This is a genomic window from Streptomyces sp. NPDC015144 (genome assembly GCF_043079735.1).
Classification (GTDB): domain Bacteria; phylum Actinomycetota; class Actinomycetes; order Streptomycetales; family Streptomycetaceae; genus Streptomyces.
This window is the reverse complement of the sequence record NZ_JBIBUU010000012.1, coordinates 118,058-137,212: the sequence shown is the minus strand read 5'-3', so window position 1 is coordinate 137,212 and position 19,155 is coordinate 118,058. Positions and strand designations below refer to the sequence as shown.

The 19,155-nt window shown below is 71.3% G+C and carries 19 protein-coding genes; 11 read left to right on the top strand and 8 right to left on the bottom strand.

From position 1 onward, the window contains the following. The first annotated feature begins 115 nt into the window (after positions 1-115). Together ACF08W_RS21205 and ACF08W_RS21200 are read left to right on the top strand one after the other, a co-directional pair. A complete protein-coding gene (locus ACF08W_RS21205) occupies positions 116-1,792 on the top strand; it encodes an AMP-binding protein (protein ID WP_352272889.1) in 1,677 nt (558 codons plus the stop codon). Continuing rightward, the gene (locus ACF08W_RS21200; RefSeq protein WP_385206299.1) at positions 1,789-3,396 is read left to right on the top strand and encodes an AMP-binding protein; all 1,608 of its coding nucleotides are present in this window, start codon (positions 1,789-1,791) and stop codon (positions 3,394-3,396) included. The genes ACF08W_RS21205 and ACF08W_RS21200 overlap by 4 nt, the downstream gene beginning before the upstream one ends. Before the next feature lie 34 nt (positions 3,397-3,430). Here ACF08W_RS21200 and ACF08W_RS21195 read toward each other — a convergent pair whose 3' ends face one another. From ACF08W_RS21195 to ACF08W_RS21180, 4 genes are all read right to left on the bottom strand, one after another. After that, positions 3,431-3,655, bottom strand: a complete 225-nt coding sequence (locus ACF08W_RS21195) for a hypothetical protein (RefSeq protein WP_385206301.1) — start codon at positions 3,653-3,655, stop codon at positions 3,431-3,433. A 77-nt stretch (positions 3,656-3,732) separates the two neighbouring features. Next, positions 3,733-4,296, bottom strand: a complete 564-nt coding sequence (locus tag ACF08W_RS21190) for a GNAT family N-acetyltransferase (RefSeq protein ID WP_385206303.1) — start codon at positions 4,294-4,296, stop codon at positions 3,733-3,735. Between the two features lie 138 nt (positions 4,297-4,434). Next, the gene (locus tag ACF08W_RS21185) at positions 4,435-5,847 is read right to left on the bottom strand and encodes an N-acetylmuramoyl-L-alanine amidase (protein WP_392280171.1); all 1,413 of its coding nucleotides are present in this window, start codon (positions 5,845-5,847) and stop codon (positions 4,435-4,437) included. 139 nt (positions 5,848-5,986) lie between these two features. Next, on the bottom strand, positions 5,987-6,715 hold the full coding sequence (locus tag ACF08W_RS21180; protein ID WP_392280170.1) for a hypothetical protein: 729 nt from the start codon (positions 6,713-6,715) through the stop codon (positions 5,987-5,989). Positions 6,716-6,984: 269 nt separating this feature from the next. On the opposite strand from ACF08W_RS21180, the gene gcl reads away from it, so the two are divergent. Then, positions 6,985-8,769, top strand: a complete 1,785-nt coding sequence (gene gcl, locus ACF08W_RS21175) for a glyoxylate carboligase (RefSeq protein ID WP_392280169.1) — start codon at positions 6,985-6,987, stop codon at positions 8,767-8,769. A 59-nt stretch (positions 8,770-8,828) separates the two neighbouring features. Here gcl and ACF08W_RS21170 read toward each other — a convergent pair whose 3' ends face one another. Continuing rightward, positions 8,829-9,404 (bottom strand): helix-turn-helix domain-containing protein, encoded by a 576-nt coding sequence (locus ACF08W_RS21170; RefSeq protein ID WP_392280168.1) that lies wholly within the window; start codon positions 9,402-9,404, stop codon positions 8,829-8,831. A gap of 119 nt (positions 9,405-9,523) precedes the next feature. Here ACF08W_RS21170 and ACF08W_RS21165 point away from each other — a divergent pair, with 119 nt between their 5' ends. Both ACF08W_RS21165 and ACF08W_RS21160 read left to right on the top strand, forming a co-directional pair. Continuing rightward, positions 9,524-10,360 (top strand): EamA family transporter, encoded by an 837-nt coding sequence (locus ACF08W_RS21165; protein WP_392280167.1) that lies wholly within the window; start codon positions 9,524-9,526, stop codon positions 10,358-10,360. A 34-nt stretch (positions 10,361-10,394) separates the two neighbouring features. Beyond that, complete coding sequence (locus ACF08W_RS21160) at positions 10,395-11,102, top strand: B3/4 domain-containing protein (RefSeq protein WP_385206320.1); 708 nt, start codon at positions 10,395-10,397, stop codon at positions 11,100-11,102. A 250-nt stretch (positions 11,103-11,352) separates the two neighbouring features. On the opposite strand, the gene ACF08W_RS21155 is transcribed toward ACF08W_RS21160, so the two are convergent. From ACF08W_RS21155 to ACF08W_RS21145, 3 genes are all read right to left on the bottom strand, one after another. Then, entirely contained in the window at positions 11,353-12,810 is a 1,458-nt protein-coding gene (locus tag ACF08W_RS21155) for a catalase (RefSeq protein WP_385206322.1), read from the bottom strand. Positions 12,811-13,023: 213 nt separating this feature from the next. Further along, positions 13,024-13,923 (bottom strand): 2-hydroxy-3-oxopropionate reductase, encoded by a 900-nt coding sequence (locus tag ACF08W_RS21150; RefSeq protein WP_352272878.1) that lies wholly within the window; start codon positions 13,921-13,923, stop codon positions 13,024-13,026. Between the two features lie 45 nt (positions 13,924-13,968). Continuing rightward, positions 13,969-14,808: a TIM barrel protein gene (locus tag ACF08W_RS21145; protein WP_392280166.1), complete on the bottom strand. Its 840-nt coding sequence runs from the start codon at positions 14,806-14,808 to the stop codon at positions 13,969-13,971. Positions 14,809-15,039: 231 nt separating this feature from the next. Between ACF08W_RS21145 and ACF08W_RS21140 the strand changes: the two genes are divergently transcribed. The 6 genes from ACF08W_RS21140 (at position 15,040) to ACF08W_RS21115 (ending at position 19,137) form a co-directional block, all read left to right on the top strand. Then, positions 15,040-15,291: a thiamine-binding protein gene (locus tag ACF08W_RS21140; RefSeq protein WP_352272876.1), complete on the top strand. Its 252-nt coding sequence runs from the start codon at positions 15,040-15,042 to the stop codon at positions 15,289-15,291. Then, positions 15,288-15,665: a helix-turn-helix domain-containing protein gene (locus ACF08W_RS21135; RefSeq protein ID WP_392280165.1), complete on the top strand. Its 378-nt coding sequence runs from the start codon at positions 15,288-15,290 to the stop codon at positions 15,663-15,665. The genes ACF08W_RS21140 and ACF08W_RS21135 overlap by 4 nt, the downstream gene beginning before the upstream one ends. A 167-nt stretch (positions 15,666-15,832) precedes the next feature. Continuing rightward, positions 15,833-16,342 (top strand): 2-oxo-4-hydroxy-4-carboxy-5-ureidoimidazoline decarboxylase, encoded by a 510-nt coding sequence (uraD, locus tag ACF08W_RS21130; protein WP_392280164.1) that lies wholly within the window; start codon positions 15,833-15,835, stop codon positions 16,340-16,342. A 5-nt stretch (positions 16,343-16,347) separates the two neighbouring features. Further along, positions 16,348-16,740: a hydroxyisourate hydrolase gene (gene uraH / locus ACF08W_RS21125; protein ID WP_392280163.1), complete on the top strand. Its 393-nt coding sequence runs from the start codon at positions 16,348-16,350 to the stop codon at positions 16,738-16,740. Between the two features lie 5 nt (positions 16,741-16,745). Continuing rightward, the gene (gene pucL, locus ACF08W_RS21120) at positions 16,746-17,678 is read left to right on the top strand and encodes a factor-independent urate hydroxylase (protein WP_385206335.1); all 933 of its coding nucleotides are present in this window, start codon (positions 16,746-16,748) and stop codon (positions 17,676-17,678) included. 61 nt (positions 17,679-17,739) lie between these two features. After that, positions 17,740-19,137, top strand: a complete 1,398-nt coding sequence (locus ACF08W_RS21115) for a nucleobase:cation symporter-2 family protein (protein ID WP_392280162.1) — start codon at positions 17,740-17,742, stop codon at positions 19,135-19,137. Positions 19,138-19,155: the final 18 nt, after the last annotated feature.

Here is a 19,155-nt window from a genome sequence, read left to right as displayed (position 1 = left end):
TCCCGGGGCGGGGGGCTCGGCCACCCCGCCGTACCCCCGTTCGGGGGTGGTGAGACCTGGGTCACTGTTTGAATGATGCTAAGTGACCGGTCCGGTCCGCAATTGAGGAGGGCACATGTCGGCAACCAGTGCGACGGAGACGTTCCGGGCCGCCCGGGACTTTCTCCTGAAGCACCGCGAGGACTACGAAGCGGCGTACGAGGGCTTCAGCTGGCCCAGGACCGATCACTTCAACTGGGCGCTCGACTGGTTCGACGCCATCGCGGAGAACAACGAGCGCACCGCCCTGCACATCGTCGAGGAGGACGGCGGCCGCACCGAGGTCTCCTTCGCCCGGATGTCCGCCCGCTCCAACCAGGCCGCGAACTGGCTGCGCGCCCAGGGCGTACGGGCCGGGGACCGGATCCTCGTGATGCTCGGCAACCAGGTCGAGCTGTGGGAGACCGCCCTCGCCGCGATGAAGCTGCGCGCCGTGGTCATCCCCGCCACCCCGCTGCTCGGCCCGGTCGACCTGCGGGACCGGGTGGAGCGCGGCCGGGTCCGGCACGTCCTTGTCCGGGACGCCGACACCGCCAAGTTCGACGAGGTGCCCGGCGACTACACCCGGATCGCGGTCGGCGCGGAGGTGCCCGGCTGGCTCGCCTACGCCGGGGCCGACGAGCAGCCGGAGAGCTTCGAGGCGGACCGGGAGACCGACGCCGACGAGCCGCTGATGCTCTACTTCACCTCCGGCACCACCGCCAGCCCCAAGCTCGTCGAGCACACCCATGTCTCGTACCCCATCGGCCACTTGGCGACGATGTACTGGATCGGTCTGAAGCCGGGCGACGTCCACCTCAACATCTCCTCGCCCGGCTGGGCCAAGCACGCCTGGTCCAACCTGTTCGCGCCGTGGAGCGCCGAGGCGACCGTCTTCATCTTCAATTACACCCGGTTCGACGCGGCCCGGCTGATGGCCGAGATGGACCGCTCGGGCGTCACCAGCTTCTGCGCCCCGCCCACCGTCTGGCGGATGCTGATCCAGGCCGACCTCGGCCAGCTGAAGACCCCGCCGCGCGAGGTCGTCGCGGCCGGTGAGCCGCTGAACCCGGAGGTCATCGAGACCGTCCGGCGCGTCTGGGGCGTCACCATCCGGGACGGCTTCGGCCAGACCGAGACCGCCGTCCAGGTCGCCAACACCCCCGGTCAGCTCCTGAAGGCCGGTTCGATGGGGCGGCCCAGCCCCGGCTTCAAGGTCGAGCTGCTGGACCCGGTCACCGGCGAGCCCGGAGCCGCCGAGGGCGAGATCTCGCTCGACCTGTCCGCCCGCCCGCTCGGGCTGATGACCGGCTACCACGGCGACCCGGACCGCACCGCCGAGGCGATGGCCGGCGGCTACTACCGCACCGGCGACATCGGCTCGCGCGACGCCGACGGCTACATCACCTATGTGGGCAGGGCCGACGACGTGTTCAAGGCCAGCGACTACAAGATCAGCCCCTTCGAGCTGGAGAGCGCGCTGCTGGAGCACGAGGCGGTCGCCGAGGCCGCCGTCGTACCGGCGCCCGACCCGGTCCGGCTCGCCGTCCCGAAGGCGTACGTGGTCCTCGCGGAGGGCTGGGAGCCCGGCCCGGACACGGCGAAGGCGCTGTTCGAGCACTCCCGGGCGGTCCTCGCCCCGTACAAGCGCGTCCGCAAGCTGGAGTTCGCCGAGCTGCCCAAGACCGTCTCCGGCAAGATCCGCCGCATCGAGCTGCGCGAGCGCACCGCCGAAGGCACCGGCACCGAGTACGACGAGGGCGATCTGCGATGACCGGACTCTCCTACGCCCACGGCACCGGCACCACCCCGCTGCTCGGCGACACCATCGGCCGCAACCTGGACCGCGCGATCGAGGCGTACGGCGACCGCGAGGCGCTCGTGGACGTCGCCTCCGGACGGCGCTGGACGTACACGGAGTTCGGCGCCGCCGTCGACGAGCTGGCCCGCGCCCTGATGGCGTCCGGCGTGGCCAAGGGCGACCGGGTCGGCATCTGGGCGGTCAACTGCCCGGAGTGGGTGCTCGTGCAGTACGCCACCGCCCGCATCGGCGCCGTCATGGTCAACATCAACCCGGCCTACCGGGCCCACGAGCTGGCGTACGTACTGAAGCAGGCCGGGATATCCCTGCTGGCCTCCTCGCTCGCGCACCGCACCAGCGACTACCGCGCCCTGGTCGGCCAGGTCCGCGCCGACTGCCCGGAGCTGCGCGCCGTGCACTACATCGGCGACCCGTCCTGGGAGGAGCTGCTGGCCGGGGCGCGGACCGTGACGGCGGAACAACTCGCCTCCCGGGAAGCCGGGTTGTCCTGCGACGACCCCATCAACATCCAGTACACCTCCGGCACCACCGGCTTCCCCAAGGGCGCCACCCTCTCCCACCACAACATCCTCAACAACGGGTACTTCGTGGGGGAGCAGGTCGCCTACACCGAGCAGGACCGGATCTGCCTGCCCGTCCCCTTCTACCACTGCTTCGGCATGGTCATGGGGAACCTCGCCGCCACCTCGCACGGCGCCTGCATCGTCATACCCGCCCCGGCCTTCGAGGCCGGAACGGTGCTCGCCGCCGTGCAGGAGGAACGGTGCACCTCGCTCTACGGGGTGCCCACCATGTTCATCGCGGAGCTGAACCTCCCGGACTTCGCCGCGTACGACCTCTCCTCGCTGCGCACCGGGATCATGGCCGGATCTCCCTGCCCGGTCGAGGTGATGAAGCGGGTCGTCGCCGAGATGCACATGGACGAGGTGTCCATCTGCTACGGCATGACGGAGACCTCACCGGTCTCCACCCAGACCCGCCGCGACGACGACCTGGAGCGCCGCACCGGCACCGTCGGCCGGGTCATGCCGCACATCGAGGTGAAGGTCGTCGACCCGGTGACCGGGGTGACGCTGGAGCGCGGCGTACCGGGCGAGCTGTGCACCCGCGGCTACAGCGTGATGCTCGGCTACTGGGAACAGCCGGAGCGGACCGCCGAGGTCATCGACGCCGGCCGCTGGATGCACACCGGCGACCTCGCGGTGATGCGGGAGGACGGCTACGTCCAGATCGTCGGCCGGATCAAGGACATGATCATCCGGGGCGGCGAGAACGTCTATCCGAGGGAGATCGAGGAGTTCCTCTACGCCCATCCGAAGATCGCCGATGTGCAGGTGGTGGGCGTTCCGGACGAGACCTACGGCGAGGAGATCCTGGCCTGCGTCATCCCGAGGGACCCGGCGCTGCCGCCGACCCTGGAGGAGGTCGCGGAGTTCTGCCGCGAGCAACTGGCGCACTACAAGATCCCGAGGCGGCTGCGGATCCTGGACGCCTTCCCGATGACGGTGAGCGGGAAGGTCCGGAAGATCGAACTGCGGGAGGGCTACGGGGAGTAGGCCGCCCCGCGAGGGGCGGGCCGCTCCCGGGCCGTCAGGCGGCCTCGATGATGCCGCCGCCGGCATCCCTGGTCGCGGCCGCCCACTCGATCAGCAGTACTTCATAGGCGGCGGCCGACTCCACGGGGGACCACTCCTGGGTCGCCTGCGCGTCGACGAACGCGCGGATCGCCTCGTTCGCCCGCGCGGCGGACGAGGTGGCCGGCCCGGACGTGCGCGGGCGGTCGCCGGACGGTGTGTGACGTGGAGTTAAAGCCATGACCACTACCTTAAGGGCGGCCACTGACACCGGCCGAACATTTGTGGCCCCTCGGAGCCGAACGTGACCGATTGCACTCACTGTTGCCGGTCGGCTCCGGTGAGCTGCCGGGGGCCCGTGGGGCCGGTGGGACGGGGGACGGCGCGCCGCATGCAGACCCGTGGCCAGCGGTCCAGTCCGTGTTGGCCCTCCTGCGTCCTGATCCGCCGCAGCCCGTCGGTGAGTTCGTCCTCGTCAAGTACGCGGAATCCGAGACGGGCGTAGTACGGCGCGTTCCAGGGCACCTCGGCGAAGGTCGTGAGTGTGAGCGCCGTCGTGCCGCGCCCGCCCGCCCAGCCGGCGACGTGGTCGATGAGCGCGCGGCCCACCCCGCGCCGCGCGGCGGACGGGTGCACGGACACCTGCTCGATGTGGACCGCGCCGTCGACCGGGTCGGCGATCAGGTAGCCGACCGGGCGGTCCGCCGGATCCACGGCGACCCAGGCGTGGCCGGCCCGCCGGTAGGTGTCGAGCAGGTCGAGCGGCGGCGGGTCGTCGTCCGCGATGGCGTCCATGCCCAGTGTGCGGAAGGGTTCACCGGCGGCACGCTCGATCTCCTGGAGCAGGGGAAGGTCGGCGCGGCGGGCGGTACGGATGTGCATGCGCCCAGTATGTCGCCCGGGGTGGCCGCGTTCCGAGCGGCCGGACCGCCGGGCGGTGACGGGGCCCGGGCACGGGTGGTGTTCTCCGGGCGGCGCCGGTCCCCACCGTGCACGGACCACGGGAGGACCGGCGTCGGGTCAGGCGTCCTTGCAGGTGGGGATCGTGGCTCCGGTGTTGTCGCGGGCCTCGTCGTCGCCCCAGCGCGAGAGGTAGTACGCCGAGACGTACTGCTTGGCCGGGCCCTCGTCGAGGTCGGTGAGCAGCCACCAGTGGTTGTAGCTCCCGGAGGCGTCGCGGATCTCGCGCCCCCAGACCTTGCAGAAGACGTAGTTGGTGCCCTGCTTGAGGACGCCCGTCTGGACCGTGCTGGTCGGGGAGGCGTAACCGGGCGCGTCGGCGAAGGTGTCGACCCAGGAGCGGTCCCCCGGCTGGGGCGGGTTGCCTCCCGAGCCTCCGACCAGCTGCATGTAGTAGTCCCAGTTCCAGTTCGGGCCCGGGTCCGTGTGGTCGTTGCCGGGAACCTCGACGTGGCCCACGATGTGGGCGCGGTCCTTGGGGATCCCGTAGCGGTCGGCCAGGTGCCTGGTGAGCGCGGCCGACGACCGGTACAGCGTGTCGGTGAACCAGCCCGGGTCGGCGATGAAGCCCTCGTGCTCGATGCCCACGGAGTAGGGGTTGCCGGAACGCGCGTGCCACGCCGTGTCGGAGTCCCGCACCATCTGCGTGACCTCGCCGTCCGAGGAACGGACCACGTAGTGGGCGCTCACCTCCGAGGCCGGGTTCTGGAACCAGCTGACCGTGCCCGCGTACGAGCCCTCGGTGACGTGGATGACGATCGCGCGGATCGCCTCGGTGCGCCCGGTGTCGTAGTTGCTGGGGGAGGCCGGAACCCAGAGCGCGGGCGGGTAGTCCGTGCTCGTGGTGCCGAGGCCGCCGCGGCTGCCGCTGTCCTTGTACGCGCCCTTGTCCGGGGCGACGCCGCGGCCGGTGACGGTCACCTTCTCGCCCTCGGCCACCGCGGCGATGCCCTGGGCGAGGAACTGGTAGACGGTGTCCGCGTAGAGGGCGGCGGTGGCTCCCTCGGCGTTGCTGTAGCGGGCGACGGCCGGGTACCAGGCGTTGACGTCGCGTCGTTCGACGCGGTCGAGGCCCAGCGCGTCGGCGTGCGCGCGCAGTACGGCGGCGCCGCCCTCGATGTTCGCCGAGGTGTCGTGGCGCAGTTCGGCGGAGGAACGGCCGGTGATCTCGGCGGCCTTGTCCAGGGAGTGGTTGACGGGGTTGCTGACCAGATGCATGACGCCGTATCCGAGGTCCTGGCTCGGTTCGCCGTCGTGGCCGTCGAGATGGGTCTCGCTGTAGCCGACCGCGGCCAGCAGGTCCCGGGGGACGTCGTACTTCTCCGCCGCCTGCGTGAAGGCGGTGTTCACCGGGGCGTGGTCCCGCGACGGCGCGGCGGTGGCCTGGAGTCCGGTCGTGGACAGGGCGGCGGCGACGGCGGCGGCCAGCACCGCCATACGGAGTCCGGCTGTTGTCGTTAATCGTCCGGGCATGAGTGCTCCTGTGTCGTGGAGGTGGGAAGCACCGCAGCGTATCGACCGCGCCTTCGGCCATGACAGTCGATCGGGCGCGTGTCGGGGATGAAAATTTCCGTCAACTCCCCTACTGAGAAACGGAGTTCACGGACCGGAGCTAGACCCCGGTGCTGAGCAGCTCGTCGGCCGGGCCGTTGACCGGCCGAGGGGTGCCCGCCGCGTCCATCGTGAACAGGGGTACGCCCAGCGCGTCCGCCCGGACCACCGCGTCCGGCGTGTACCCGGAGAGCGAGAAGAGGACGCCGGTGACCTGGGCGCTGAGCGCGTTCAGCCAGAGGCACTCGACGTCGCGCGGCGCGGTCGGTCGGGAGACCGTGTCGACCTGGGCCATCACGCCGGTGGCCCGCAGATCGATCCGGGCGGCCGAGGGGCGCGCGGGCCGGGCCACGTCGTGGTAGCCCAGCCAGCCCAGGTACCGGGCCGCGGTGGCGAGGGCGTCGCCCGGGTCGCGGATGGCGGCGGCCGGGAAGGCGGGGCGCGGGGCCGGGGCGGTGCGCGGCAGCGGTATGTGGGCGGGCGCGGCGGCACGGGGCGGGGCTTCGGGCGCCGCGTCCGGGCCGGGGTCCGGGGCAGGGCGGACCGGGACGCGCAGCACCGTCCCGCACGGGCAGCACAGCTCCGGCCGCGGCCACCGCTCCCGGCGCCCGCAGTCCTCGCAGCGCACCGTCACCCGGTCGTCCTCCCCGGCCGGGCGGGTGATCCGGACGGCCGGGGTGCCGGGCAGTACCGCCGGGGCGGTCCGCGCCCCGCAGGGGCAGGGGCGGGACGGGGGTCGGTACCTGTGCTCGCGGCGGCAGGCCGGGCAGCGTACCGGCACGGGTTCCACCTTGGTCTCCCTCCGCCGCCCGGCTTCCCCTCCGGCCGGCTCCGTCTCGGCTCCATCGTCCACCAGGAGTGCCGTCGTGGGGGAGTGCACCGGCGTACTTCCGGCCTTCCGGTGTGCCCCGGCGGCGCCGTGCGCCGTCTCTTGACGGCCGCTGGAGCGCGCTTTACATTGACTTCCGTATAACAGAATCAAGTTTCCGTAATACGGAATTGGTGCTCTCAGGCCGGCGCGACAGAGCCCGACTCCACCAGGTCCGACCAGGAGCTCCCATGCCTCGAATGACCGCTGCCCGAGCGGCAGTTGAGATCCTCAAGCGCGAAGGCGTCAGCAACGCGTTCGGTGTGCCCGGTGCGGCGATCAACCCGTTCTACGCGGCCCTCAAGGCGGCCGGCGGCGTCCATCACACGCTCGCCCGCCATGTCGAGGGCGCCTCCCACATGGCGGAGGGCTACACCCGGGCCCGCCCGGGGAACATCGGCGTCTGCATCGGTACGTCGGGACCGGCCGGCACGGACATGATCACCGGCCTGTACTCGGCCATCGCTGACTCCATCCCGATTCTTTGCATCACCGGCCAGGCGCCGACCGCCGTGCTGCACAAGGAGGACTTCCAGGCGGTCGACATCGCCTCGATCGCGGCGCCCGTGACCAAGGCCGCCACGACCGTCCTGGAGGCCGCGCAGGTCCCCGGCGTCCTCCAGCGCGCCTTCCACCTGATGCGCAGCGGCCGCCCCGGCCCGGTCCTCGTCGACCTGCCGATCGACGTCCAGCTCACCGAGATCGAGTTCGACCCCGAGCTGTACGAACCGCTGCCGGTGCACCGGCCCGCCGCGAGCCGCAAGCAGATCGAGCGCGCCCTGGAGCTGCTGAACGCCTCCGAGCGGCCGCTGATCGTCGCGGGCGGCGGCGTCATCAACGCCGACGCCTCCGAGCTCCTGGTGGAGTTCGCCGAGCTCACCGGCGTCCCGGTCGTCCCGACCCTGATGGGCTGGGGCGCGATCGCCGACGACCACGGGCTGAACGCGGGCATGGTCGGCCTCCAGACCTCGCACCGCTATGGCAACGCGAACTTCCTGGAGTCCGACTTCGTCCTCGGCATCGGCAACCGCTGGGCCAACCGCCACACCGGGAAGCTCGACGTCTACACCCGGGGCCGGACGTTCGTCCACGTCGACATCGAGCCGACCCAGCTCGGCAGGATCTTCGCCCCCGACCTCGGCATCGCCTCCGACGCCGGCGCCGCCCTGGAGCTGTTCATCGAGGTGGCCCGCGAACTGAAGGCGGCCGGACGGCTCAAGGACCGCTCGGAGTGGGCCGCGTCCACCCAGGAGCGCCGCGCCACCCTCCAGCGACGCACGCACTTCGACAACGTGCCGCTGAAGCCGCAGCGGGTGTACGAGGAGATGAACCGGGCCTTCGGCCCCGAGACCCGCTACGTCACCACCATCGGCCTCTCCCAGATCGCCGGCGCGCAGATGCTGCACGTCCACCGGCCGCGCCACTGGATCAACTGCGGCCAGGCGGGCCCGCTGGGCTGGACGATCCCGGCCGCGCTGGGCGTCGCCACCGCCGACCCCGAGGGCTCGGTCGTCGCCCTCTCCGGCGACTACGACTTCCAGTTCATGCTGGAGGAGCTGGCCGTCGGCGCGCAGCACCGCATCCCGTACGTCCACGTCCTGGTGAACAACTCCTACCTGGGGCTGATCCGCCAGGCCCAGCGCAACTTCGACATCGACTTCCAGGTCAACCTGGAGTTCGAGAACATCAACTCGCCGGAGCTCGGCGTGTACGGCGTGGACCACGTCAAGGTCGTCGAGGGGCTGGGCTGCAAGGCGATCCGGGTCACCGAGCCCGACCAGTTGCGGCCCGCCTTCGAGGAGGCCAAGAAGCTGGCCGCGGAGTTCCGGGTGCCGGTGGTCGTCGAGGCGATCCTGGAGCGGGTCACCAACATCGCGATGAGCGGTACGGACATCGCGTCCGTCAACGAGTTCGAGGAGCTGGCGACGGAACCGGCCCACGCGCCGACCGCGGTCCGCCCGCTGGCCGCCTCCTGACGCCCGTACGGTCCGTCGCCCCCGCCCCCGGGGTCTCCGGGGGCGGGGGCGCGGGGGTGTTACGCGGGGCCCGGGGGAAGGTGGACGGTCATGATCAGGTGGCAGGTCCCGGTGCCGGATCCCCGGTAGGCGTGCGCGGTGTCCGCGGCGAAGGTGGCGGTCTGCCCGGCCTCGACGGTGTGTTCCGCGCCGTCGACGACGAGTGCCATCCGCCCGGCGGTGACGGTGACGGTCTCCACGACGCCCGCCTGGTGGGGATGGCTGGGGTACGTCTCGCCGGGTTCGAGCCGCCACTGCCAGACCTCGACCGGGGCGGGCCCCGGCGTGGTCAGCACGAGCCGGGCCTCGCCGCCCCGCTCCCCGGTCCACAGAGGGGCGACGGCGTCGGCGGACACGACCCGCACGCGCTCCTCGGCCGGTCCCTCCACCAGCGCGGACACCGGGACGCCCAGGGTGTCGGCGAGGCGGACCAGGGTGGCGAAGTTCGGGTTGCCCTGGGCCTTCTCCAGGCCGACCAGGGCCCCCTTGCTGACCTTGGCGCGGCGCCCGAGTTCATCCAGGGAGAGTCCGGCGCGGACGCGGGCCGCGCGGACGTTGTGCGCGAGCGTCCGCAGCGCCGCCTCGGTCTCGGCCATCGCGCTCGCCCCTTCGGTGGTCGGTCGTCACAGTGCACCACGCGGTCGTTCGGTTGATTGCCGCGGTCGGTGCGTTGTACGGTGTGGTCGTTCCATCGATAGTAAGGGACGCGTGACCCGTGATCGCTCTGCTGCTGGCCCTGGGCAGCTCCCTGGCCTACGGATGTGCCGACTTCCTCGGTGGCCTCGGCGCCCGCCGGGCCCATGTGCTGCGCACCGTGATGATCGCCGCACCGGCCTCGCTCACCGTCGAACTGCTGCTGTGGCCCTTCCTCGGCGCCTCCTTCGCCCCCGCCACCCTCGCGTGGGGCGCGGCGTCCGGTGTCGCGTCGGCGGCGGCGTTCGCCCTGCTGTACCGCACACTGGCGATCGGGCCGATGAACGTGCTGTCCCCCGTCACCGCGCTGGTCTCGGCGATGCTGCCGGTCGGTGTCGGACTGACCCAGGGCGAGCGGCTGGGGCCGGCCGGGCTGATCGGACTTCCGCTGGCGCTGGCGGCGGTGGTGCTGGTCAGTGCCGGGCACGGCGCGGGCGGGGCGCGCCCGTCGCGTACCGCGCTGCTGCTGGCCCTCGGCGCCGGGGCGGCGATCGCCCTCCAACTGGTCTGCCTGCACCAGGCTCCGCCGGACAGCGGCGTCGGCCCGCTGATCACCGGCCGGGCCGTCTCCTCCGCGGTCACCCTGCTCGCGGCCGGTGCGATGTACCGGCGCCTCGGGCCGGGCAGGCCCGCGTACGCGACGGCGGCGGGGGCCGGAGTGCTGGACTCGGTCGCCAACCTGCTGTTCCTGCTCGCCGCGCGCTCCGGCGACCTGGCCGTCGTCGCCGTGATCACGGCCCTGTACCCGGCGGGCACCGTCCTGCTCGCCCGCGGTGTCCTCGCCGAACGCGTCCACCGGGGGCAGCTGATCGGCCTGGGCACCGCCGCCGTCGCCGTCAGCCTCCTCGCCCTCGCCTGACCCCACGCCCGCACCACCCAGGAACGGACCCCCTGTGACCACCTTCGGTATCGACCCCGCCGTCGCGGACGCCTTCCCCGACACCCTCGTCGCCGTCGTCACCGCCACCGGCCTGCGCGGCCACGAGCCCTGGCCCGCCACCGGCGCCGCCGTCGAGGAGCTGGAGCGGCGGCTCGCCGCCGGTGAGTGGCGGCCCGCCGACGAGAACGACCCGCGCATCGAGGCGTGGCACACCGCCTACCGCTCCTTCGGCACCAACCCCCGCCGGATCCGGCCCAGTGTCGACGCCCTCGGCCGCCGCCTGGCGAAGAAGGGCGCGCTGCCCCGGATCAATCCGGCCGTCGACACCTACAACGCGGTCTCCGTCCGCCACGGTCTGCCCGCCGGCGCCTTCGACCTCGACCGGGTCACCGGTGACATCGGGATCCGGTACGCCCACGGCACCGAGACCTTCACCCCGCTCGGCGAACCCGGCACGGTCGAGACACCCAGGGCCGGCGAGATCGTCTACACCGACACCACCGGCGTACTGACCCGCCACTGGAACCATCGCGACGCCCACCGCACCCGCGTCACCGAGGACTCCACCCGCGTCGCCTTCGTCCTCGAAACCCTGCACGCGGGCCGGGACGGCCGTCTCGTCGAGGCCGCCGTGGGCGAGCTGCGGGAACTGCTCGCCGGGCACTGCGACCGGAGCGCCGTCCACCACCTCGGTCCCGCACATCCGCGGGTCACCGTCTGAACCGGCGCGACGGCGCGCACGACGACGGACGCACCAGCGAACACAACGAAAGGACACCGGGAAAACACAACAGGGGCCGCGGCGGTGGCGACCGGCCCGGGAGTTCCCGTCCGCTTCAGGTCAGGGGACGGAAGGCTCCGGGGCCTCGCCACCGCACTGGCGTCGCACACCGCCGCGGCCTCGTCCTGCCCGCGCCACGCGGCACCCCTCATCAGGTGCGCGGCGCGAGCAGGGATCGGGGGAGGAGGGATCAGTCCTCGCGCAGGGCGCGGACGGCCTCCTCGACGCGTCGGCCGTAGTCGGCGTCGGCGGCGTGGAAGTGGGCGAGGTTCTTCTCGATCACGTCGTCCCGGCCGACCTGGGACAGCCCGCCGGCGATGTTCGCGACCAGGCGCCCCTTCTCCTCCTCGGACATGAGCCGGTAGAGCTCGCCCGCCTGGAAGAAGTCGTCGTCCTTGGTGTGGGCGGGCGCCGCGTGGGTGCCGGTCCAGCCGTGGATCGCGAGCGGGGCGGAGAGCGCGGCGTCGGTCTGGGCCGGGCCCGCGTACGAGTTGGGCTCGTAGTTCTTGTCGTGGCGGGAGCCGTTGCGGGTGGCGTGCAGGCCGTCGCGGCCGTAGTTGTCGACGACGGCGGTGCGGGGCGCGTTCACCGGGAGCTGGGTGTGGTTGACGCCCAGCCGGTAGCGGTGCGCGTCCGCGTAGGCGAACAGCCGGCCCTGGAGCATCTTGTCCGGCGAGGGGCCGATGCCGGGCACGAAGTTGTTCGGCGAGAACGCGGCCTGCTCGACCTCGGCGAAGACGTTCTCCGGGTTGCGGTCCAGGACCAGCCGGCCCACCCGCTGGAGCGGGTAGTCGCCGTGCGGCCACACCTTGGTCAGGTCGAACGGGTTGAACCGGTAGTCCGCCGCCTCGGCGGCCGGCATGACCTGCACGTACAGCGTCCAGGACGGGTTCACACCGCGCTCGATGGCCTGGAGCAGGTCCGTCTGGTGCGAGGTGGCGTCCTTGCCGGCCAGCTCGGCGGCCTGCTCGCTGGAGAGGGAGCGCACGCCCTGGTTCGTCTTGAAGTGGTACTTGACGAAGAAGGCCTCGCCCGCGGCGTTCGTCCACTGGTACGTGTGCGAGCCGTAGCCGTTCATGTGACGGTACGAGGCGGGGATGCCCCGGTCGCCCATCAGCCAGGTGACCTGGTGCGTCGCCTCGGGCGCGTGGGCCCAGAAGTCCCAGACGTTGTCCGGCTCCTGACGGCCCGTGAAGGGGTCGCGCTTCTGCGAGTGGATGAAGTCGGGGAACTTGATCGGGTCCTTGATGAAGAACACCGGGGTGTTGTTGCCGACCAGGTCGTAATTGCCCTCGTCCGTGTAGAACTTGAGGGCGAAGCCGCGCGGGTCGCGCACCGCGTCCGCGCCGCCGAGGGAGTCGGCGACGGTGGAGAACCGGATGAACGTCTCGGTGCGCTTGCCGATCGCGGAGAGGAAGTCGGCCCGGGTGAAGCCGGTGACGTCGTCGGTCACCTCGAAGTAGCCGTACGCGCCGGAGCCGCGGGCGTGGACCACGCGCTCCGGAATGCGCTCCCGGTTGAAGCGGGCCAGCTTCTCCAGCAGGTGCTGGTCCTGGAGGAGGATCGGGCCACCGACGCCTGCGGTGGCGGAGTTCTGGTTGTCGGCGACCGGAGCGCCGGACTCGGTCGTAAGCACACGCTGCGTCATGGTGTCGGGGCGACCTTCCGTACGGGAGCTGCTGAACTACGACGCCCTTGGGGCTCCAGGAGCGTAAGTACGCCCCGAACCCGACGTCAACAGTTTGTTGAATTTCTGGAGAGGGTGAGGTGAAGGGGTGTTCCGGACGGCGCCGGCGCCTGGGCGCGACAGGACAGGTGTCAGCGCCGACGCCGTCCGGAAGTCTGGGGTGCGGCGGGGCGGTCAGCCCTGGACGGGGTGGCCCGACAGCCGCTCGACCGCGCGCAGCAGCGCGGAGTGGTCCAGCCCGCCGTCGCCCTGCGCGCGCAGCGAGGCGACGAGCTGGGCGACCACGGCGCCGACGGGGAGCGCGGCACCGACGTTGCGGGCGGCGTCGGTGACGATGCCCATGTCCTTGTGGTGCAGGTCGATCCGGAAGCCCGGGGCGAAGTCCCGCTTGAGGAAGTTGTCCTTCTTGCGGGCCAGTACGGTCGAACCGGCCAGCCCGCCGCCCAGGACGTCCAGTGCGGCGGCCAGGTCCACCCCGGACTTCTCCAGGAAGACCACGGCCTCGGCGCAGGCCTGGATGTTGACCGCGACGATCAGCTGGTTGGCGGCCTTCACCGTCTGGCCGGAGCCGTGCGGACCGCACAGCACGATCGTCTTCCCGAGGGCCTGGAAGAGGGGCAGGGCCGCGTCGAAGTCGTCCTGCTCGCCGCCGACCATGATCGAGAGCACCGCTTCGATCGCGCCGGCCTCACCGCCGGAGACCGGGGCGTCGAGCACCCGTACGCCCTTGTCCTGCGCGTTCTTCGCGAGGTCCACGGAGGTCTGCGGGGTGATCGAGGACATGTCGATCAGCAGCGTGCCGGGGCGGACGTTCTCCAGGATGCCGTCCGGGCCGTAGGCGATCGCCTCGACCTGCGGGGAGGCGGGCACCATCGTGATGACGACATCCGCGTCCCGGACCGCCTCGGCGATGGAGGCCGCGCCGGTGCCGCCGGCCGCGGCCAGCCGGTCGATCTTCGCCTGCTCCAGGGTGTACCCGGTGACGTCGTACCCGGCCTTGATCAGGTTCTCCGACATGGGGGAGCCCATGATCCCGAGCCCGATCCACGCGACCTTGGGGAGGGTGTTGCTCATGAGGGTGCCTTCCGGTATTCGGGTGTACGAGGGGGGCGCGTCGGCTCAGCGGGCGGGGCGCGCGGCGGCCGGGAGCCAGTCGAAGGTCTCGGCGCTCGGCCGGTCGCCGGGCTTGTACTCCAGGCCGACCCAGCCGTCGTAGCCGGCCTTCGTCAGCTCGTCGAGGAGCTGCTCCAGCGGGAGCGTGCCGGTGCCGGGCGCGCCGCGCCCCGGGTTGTCGGCGATCTGGACGTGGCCGGTCCGGTCGGCGTACGCCGCGACGGCCTGGCTGAGGTCCTCGCCGTTCATCGACAGGTGGTACAGGTCCAGCAGGAACTTCGCGTTCCCGAGTCCGGTGGCCGCGTTGACCCGGTCGACGACGGCGATCCCGGCCGGGGCGCTGACCAGCGGGTAGAGCGGGGACTCCGGGGCGTTGAGGGTCTCGATCAGGAGCACCGCGCCGATCCGGTCGGCCGCGCGGGCGGCGAGCACCAGGTTCTCCAGGGCCAGTTCGTCCTGCTCCGCCGGGTCCACGCCGTCGACCCGGTTGCCGTACAGCGCGTTGAGCGCCTTGCAGCCGACCGAGGCGGCGAAGTCGGCCGCCACCTCGATGTTGGCGCGGAACCGGTCCGACTCGGCGCCCGGCACGGAGAGCGCGCCGCGGTCCGGTCCGGGCAGCCGTCCGGCGTAGAAGTTCAGCCCCACCAACCTGGTGCCCGCGTCGTCGAGCGCCTTCTTGAGGGCGTCGAGCTCGGCCTGCGGCGGGGTGGGGGTCTCGATCCAGGGCCACCACAGCTCGACCGCCGTGAAGCCGGCCGCGGCGGCGGCCGCGGGGCGCTCCAGGAGCGGGAGTTCCGTGAAGAGGATCGACAGGTTCACATCGAAGCGCTGGTCCGGGTAGCCCATGAGGGTTCGGCGCTCCTTCCGTATTGCGGAAGTTAGTTTCTACTTAACGGAAGATTGCCCGGAGGTCCGGAAGCTGTCAAGGGGGTGCCCGGAATTCGGTCCCGGGGGTGGTGGTTCCGGGGCCCGCTCCCGTCGCGGTCGTCGTCCGCGTACGGCCGGGCCCGCAGGTCCGTTAAGGTCTGACCCGCGGAACAGGGCCGCGGCCGCGCGGTCGGCGCATGAGGAGAGACAGTGCGTTTGAGAGTGGAGTTCACCACCGAACCCTTCGATCTCGACGAGGCGCCCGCCCATGCGGTCGTCGCCCGCGAGGTCATCCAGGCGGCCGACCTGGACTCGGTGGACGTCGGCCCCTTCGGCAACACGGCGGAGGGTCGCGCCGACGAGGTGCTGACCGCGGTGGACGCGCTGCTGCGCCAGGCCCTGGCGTCGGGCGCCACCCGGGTCTCCCTCCAGGTCAACGTGGTCGGGGAGGGCTCCCGGTGACCGAACTGGCCGACCACCCGCTCGTCGCCGCGGTCAAGCCGCTCGTCGACGCCATGGGGGCCGAGTTGCTCGGCCCCGAACAGGCGGAGGGCGACGACGTCGTACTGGCCTGGGAGGGCGAGGACGTCATAGCCGTCCGGCTGCCCCAGCTCTCGGAGTCGCTCGACCACATCCTGGCCGCCATGGAACGGCGGCACGGCATGCCGCTCGCCGAGCTGGACCGGCGGACCAAGCAGTCGGTGGTGCGTGCGCTGGAGGCGCGTGGCGCCTTCTCCGTGCGGCACGGGGTGGAGACGGTGGCGAGCGCGCTGGGCGTCAGCCGCTTCACCGTTTACAACTACCTGAACAGGGAAAATAGCGCCAAAGCCGAGTAGTTGAGGCGTCAAGGGGCGGGCCGTCGTTCGGGGAACCGGGCGGCGGCCCTCTTCGTTCGCGGAATTTCAACAAAGTGTTGACGTTGTGTTCCGGAGGGCGTTAGCTATCCGCAGCCCGACCGACGCGAAGCGACAACGCACAGCGCACAACAGCCACGGAGGCTCCCGTGACTTCGAGCTCCACGCCGGGCCTGGCCCGGTTCAACACCCTGGCGGACGACGAGGCCACCACCACGCTGCACGAGGTGTGTGCCAGTGCGGCCTGGGGAAGAGCGATCCTCTCCCGACGACCGTACGCCTCCGCCGAGGCCCTCCTGCTCGCCTCTGACGCCGCCACGGCGGCGCTGGACGAGCGGGATCTGGCCGAGGCGATGGCCGCCCACCCGCCGATCGGCCGCCCGAAGCCCCAGGACCCGACCTCCTCCCGCGAACAGCGGGGCATGGCCGACGCCACGGAGGAACTCAAGGCCGAGATGCTCGAACTCAACCTGGCCTACCAGGAGCGGTTCGGACATGTCTTCCTGATCTGCGCCACCGGCGCCACCGGTGAGCAGATGCGCGATGCGGTGAAGTCCCGGATCGGGAACTCGCCCGAGCAGGAGCGCGGAATCGTGCGCACCGAGCTGGGCAAGATCAACCGTATCCGGCTGACCCGTCTCGTAACCGAAGGAGAGTGACGGTCTTGAGCACCGACACCACCGCATCGGTGTCCACCCACATCCTGGACACCAGCATCGGCCGTCCCGCCGCGTCCGTCGCCGTCACGCTCGCCGCCCGCAGCGGCGGCGACGCGCCCTGGACCGCGCTCGGCGGATCGGCCACCGACGCGGACGGGCGCTGCAAGGACCTGCCGGCACTGCCGGAGGGCACCACCCATGTACGCCTCGACTTCGACACCGAGACGTACTTCGCCAGCAAGAAGCAAGCCGAGGCGCAGCAGGACGCCCCCCGCGTAAGGGACAGCGGTGCGTTCTTCCCGGAGGTGGCCATCGCCTTCGCCGTCACTCCGGGCGAGCACTACCACGTACCGCTGCTGCTCAACCCGTTCGGCTACTCCGTATACCGAGGGAGCTAGCAGACATGCCCACGATTCTCGGCCAGAACCAGTACGGCAAAGCAGAGAACCGCGTCGTCAAGATCACCCGGGACGGCGACACCCACCACATCAAGGACCTGAACGTCTCCGTCGCCCTCTCCGGCGACCTGGCCGACGTGCACTACAACGGTTCGAACGCCCACTGCCTCCCCACGGACACCACGAAGAACACCTGCTTCGCGTTCGCCAAGGAGTACGGCATCGAGTCGGCCGAGCAGTACGGCATCCACCTCGCCCGGCACTTCGTGGACAGCCAGCCGTCGATCCACCGCGCGCGCATCCGCATCGAGGAGTACGCCTGGGAGCGCATCGCGGGCTCCGACAGCAACTCCCGGTTCATCGGCGCCGACGACGTCAAGCACTCCTTCGTCCGCAAGGGCCAGGAGACCCGGCTCGCGCAGATCACCTACGACGGCGAGAAGTTCGAGGTCCTGTCCGGGCTGAAGGACCTGACCGTGATGAACTCCACCCACTCGGAGTTCTGGGGCTACATCAAGGACAAGTACACCACGCTCCAGGAGGACTACGACCGGATCCTCGCCACCTCCCTGTCGACCTGGTGGCGGCACAACTGGACCAGTGACGAGCAGCGCATGCCGCACTGGGAGCGGTCCTACGAGCAGGCGAAGAAGCACATCCTGCACGCCTTCGTGGAGACGTACTCGCTCTCGCTCCAGCAGACGCTGTACCAGATGGGTTCGCGGGTCATCAACAACCGCAGCGAGATCGACGAGATCCGCTTCTCCGCCCCCAACAAGCACCACTTCCGGCAGGACCTCTCCGCCTTCGGCCTGGAGAACGAAGCCAAGGACGGCGCCGTGTACTACGCCGCCGACCGCCCCTACGGCCTGATCGAGGCCACCATCCTGCGTGACGGCTGCGAGCCGCACATCCCGGTCGACATGACCAACCTCTGACGCGGGGCGCGCACCCCCGCCGCCGGTAGCCGGCGGGGGTGCGCCACCGGAGGGAACAGCCATGGCAACGCCTGCAAAGCGGCCGACAGAAGGCCCGTGTTCCACCGCACCGGACGGACCCGAGGTCCACCCGGTCGACCAGAAGCTCCACCCCTCGCGGCTCGTCCCGGCCGCGCTCCAGCACATCGCCGCCATGTACGCGGGCGTGGTCACACCCCCGCTCATCATTGGCCAGGCCGTCCGCCTCGACACCGCGGGACAGACCCGGCTCATCGCCGCGAGCCTGCTCATCGCCGGTGTGGCCACCCTCCTGCAGACCCTCGGCGTCAAGGGCTTCGCCGGCAACCGGCTGCCCTTCGTCAACGCCGCCTCCTCGGCCGGCATCGCACCGATGCTCGCCATCGCCGAGACCAACGCCCCGGGCGACCAACTCCCCGCGATCTACGGGGCGGTCATGATCGCCGGGCTCTTCTGCCTGGCCGTCGGCCCCTTCTTCGGCAAGCTGCTGCGCTTCTTCCCGCCCCTGGTCACGGGCGTCGTCATCACCCTCATCGGGGTGACGCTGATGCCGGTACCGGTCGCCTGGGCCCAGGGCGGCGACAAGAGCGCCGCCGACTTCGGCACCATGCGGAACCTGGCGCTCGCCGCGTTCACCCTGGTCGTCATCCTGCTGATCCAGCGCTTCGGCCGCGGCTTCGTCAGGCAGGTCGCCCTCCTCCTCGGCCTGCTGATCGGCACCCTGGCGGCGATCCCGTTCGGCATGGCGGACTTCGGCGCGCTCGGCTCGGCCCCGGTCGCCGCGTTGCCCACCCCCTTCGCGTTCGGCGCCCCCCAGTTCCAGCCCGCCGCGATCATCTCGCTCTGCCTGGTGATGCTCGTCCTGATGACCGAGTCCAGCGCCGGAATGCTCGCCATCGGTGAGATCTGCGAGCGCGAGACCGACGGCCGCACGATCACCCGCGGCCTGCGCACCGACGGACTAGCCACCTTCCTCGGCCCCGTCTTCGGGGGCTTCCCCACCTCGGCCTTCGCCCAGAACGTCGGTGTCGTCTCGCTGACCCGGGTCCGCAGCCGCTACGTCGTCGCCGCCGCCGGGGGCGCGCTCCTGGTCCTCGGGCTCTTCCCGGTCCTCGGCGCGGTCGTCTCCACGGTGCCGATGCCGGTCCTCGGCGGCGCGGGCATCGTCCTCTTCGGCTCCATCGCGGTCAGCGGCATCCGGACGCTCTCCGAGGCCGGGCTCGACGACAGCTCCAACATCATCCTGGTCGCCGTCTCGCTCGGCGCGGGCATCGTCCCGCTCGCCTCTCCCGCCTTCTACGCGGGCTTCCCTGCCTGGGCGCAGACCGTACTCGGCTCCGGCATCAGCGCGGGCGCGCTCGCCGCCGTGGTGCTGAACCTGTTCTTCCACCATCTCGGCACCCGTGGCGCCACCTCCGCCGCGGCACTCAAATCCTCCTAGGGTCCTGCCGTGCCCGCA

Coding starts and splice junctions, on each gene's coding strand:
- ACF08W_RS21205 (WP_352272889.1), top strand. CDS start 116: ATGTCGGCAACCAGTGCGACGGAGACGTTCCGGGCCGCCCGGGACTTT.
- ACF08W_RS21200 (WP_385206299.1), top strand. CDS start 1,789: ATGACCGGACTCTCCTACGCCCACGGCACCGGCACCACCCCGCTGCTC.
- ACF08W_RS21195 (WP_385206301.1), bottom strand. CDS start 3,655: ATGGCTTTAACTCCACGTCACACACCGTCCGGCGACCGCCCGCGCACG.
- ACF08W_RS21190 (WP_385206303.1), bottom strand. CDS start 4,296: ATGCACATCCGTACCGCCCGCCGCGCCGACCTTCCCCTGCTCCAGGAG.
- ACF08W_RS21185 (WP_392280171.1), bottom strand. CDS start 5,847: ATGCCCGGACGATTAACGACAACAGCCGGACTCCGTATGGCGGTGCTG.
- gcl (WP_392280169.1), top strand. CDS start 6,985: ATGCCTCGAATGACCGCTGCCCGAGCGGCAGTTGAGATCCTCAAGCGC.
- ACF08W_RS21170 (WP_392280168.1), bottom strand. CDS start 9,404: ATGGCCGAGACCGAGGCGGCGCTGCGGACGCTCGCGCACAACGTCCGC.
- ACF08W_RS21155 (WP_385206322.1), bottom strand. CDS start 12,810: ATGACGCAGCGTGTGCTTACGACCGAGTCCGGCGCTCCGGTCGCCGAC.
- ACF08W_RS21150 (WP_352272878.1), bottom strand. CDS start 13,923: ATGAGCAACACCCTCCCCAAGGTCGCGTGGATCGGGCTCGGGATCATG.
- ACF08W_RS21145 (WP_392280166.1), bottom strand. CDS start 14,808: ATGGGCTACCCGGACCAGCGCTTCGATGTGAACCTGTCGATCCTCTTC.
- pucL (WP_385206335.1), top strand. CDS start 16,746: ATGCCCACGATTCTCGGCCAGAACCAGTACGGCAAAGCAGAGAACCGC.
- ACF08W_RS21115 (WP_392280162.1), top strand. CDS start 17,740: ATGGCAACGCCTGCAAAGCGGCCGACAGAAGGCCCGTGTTCCACCGCA.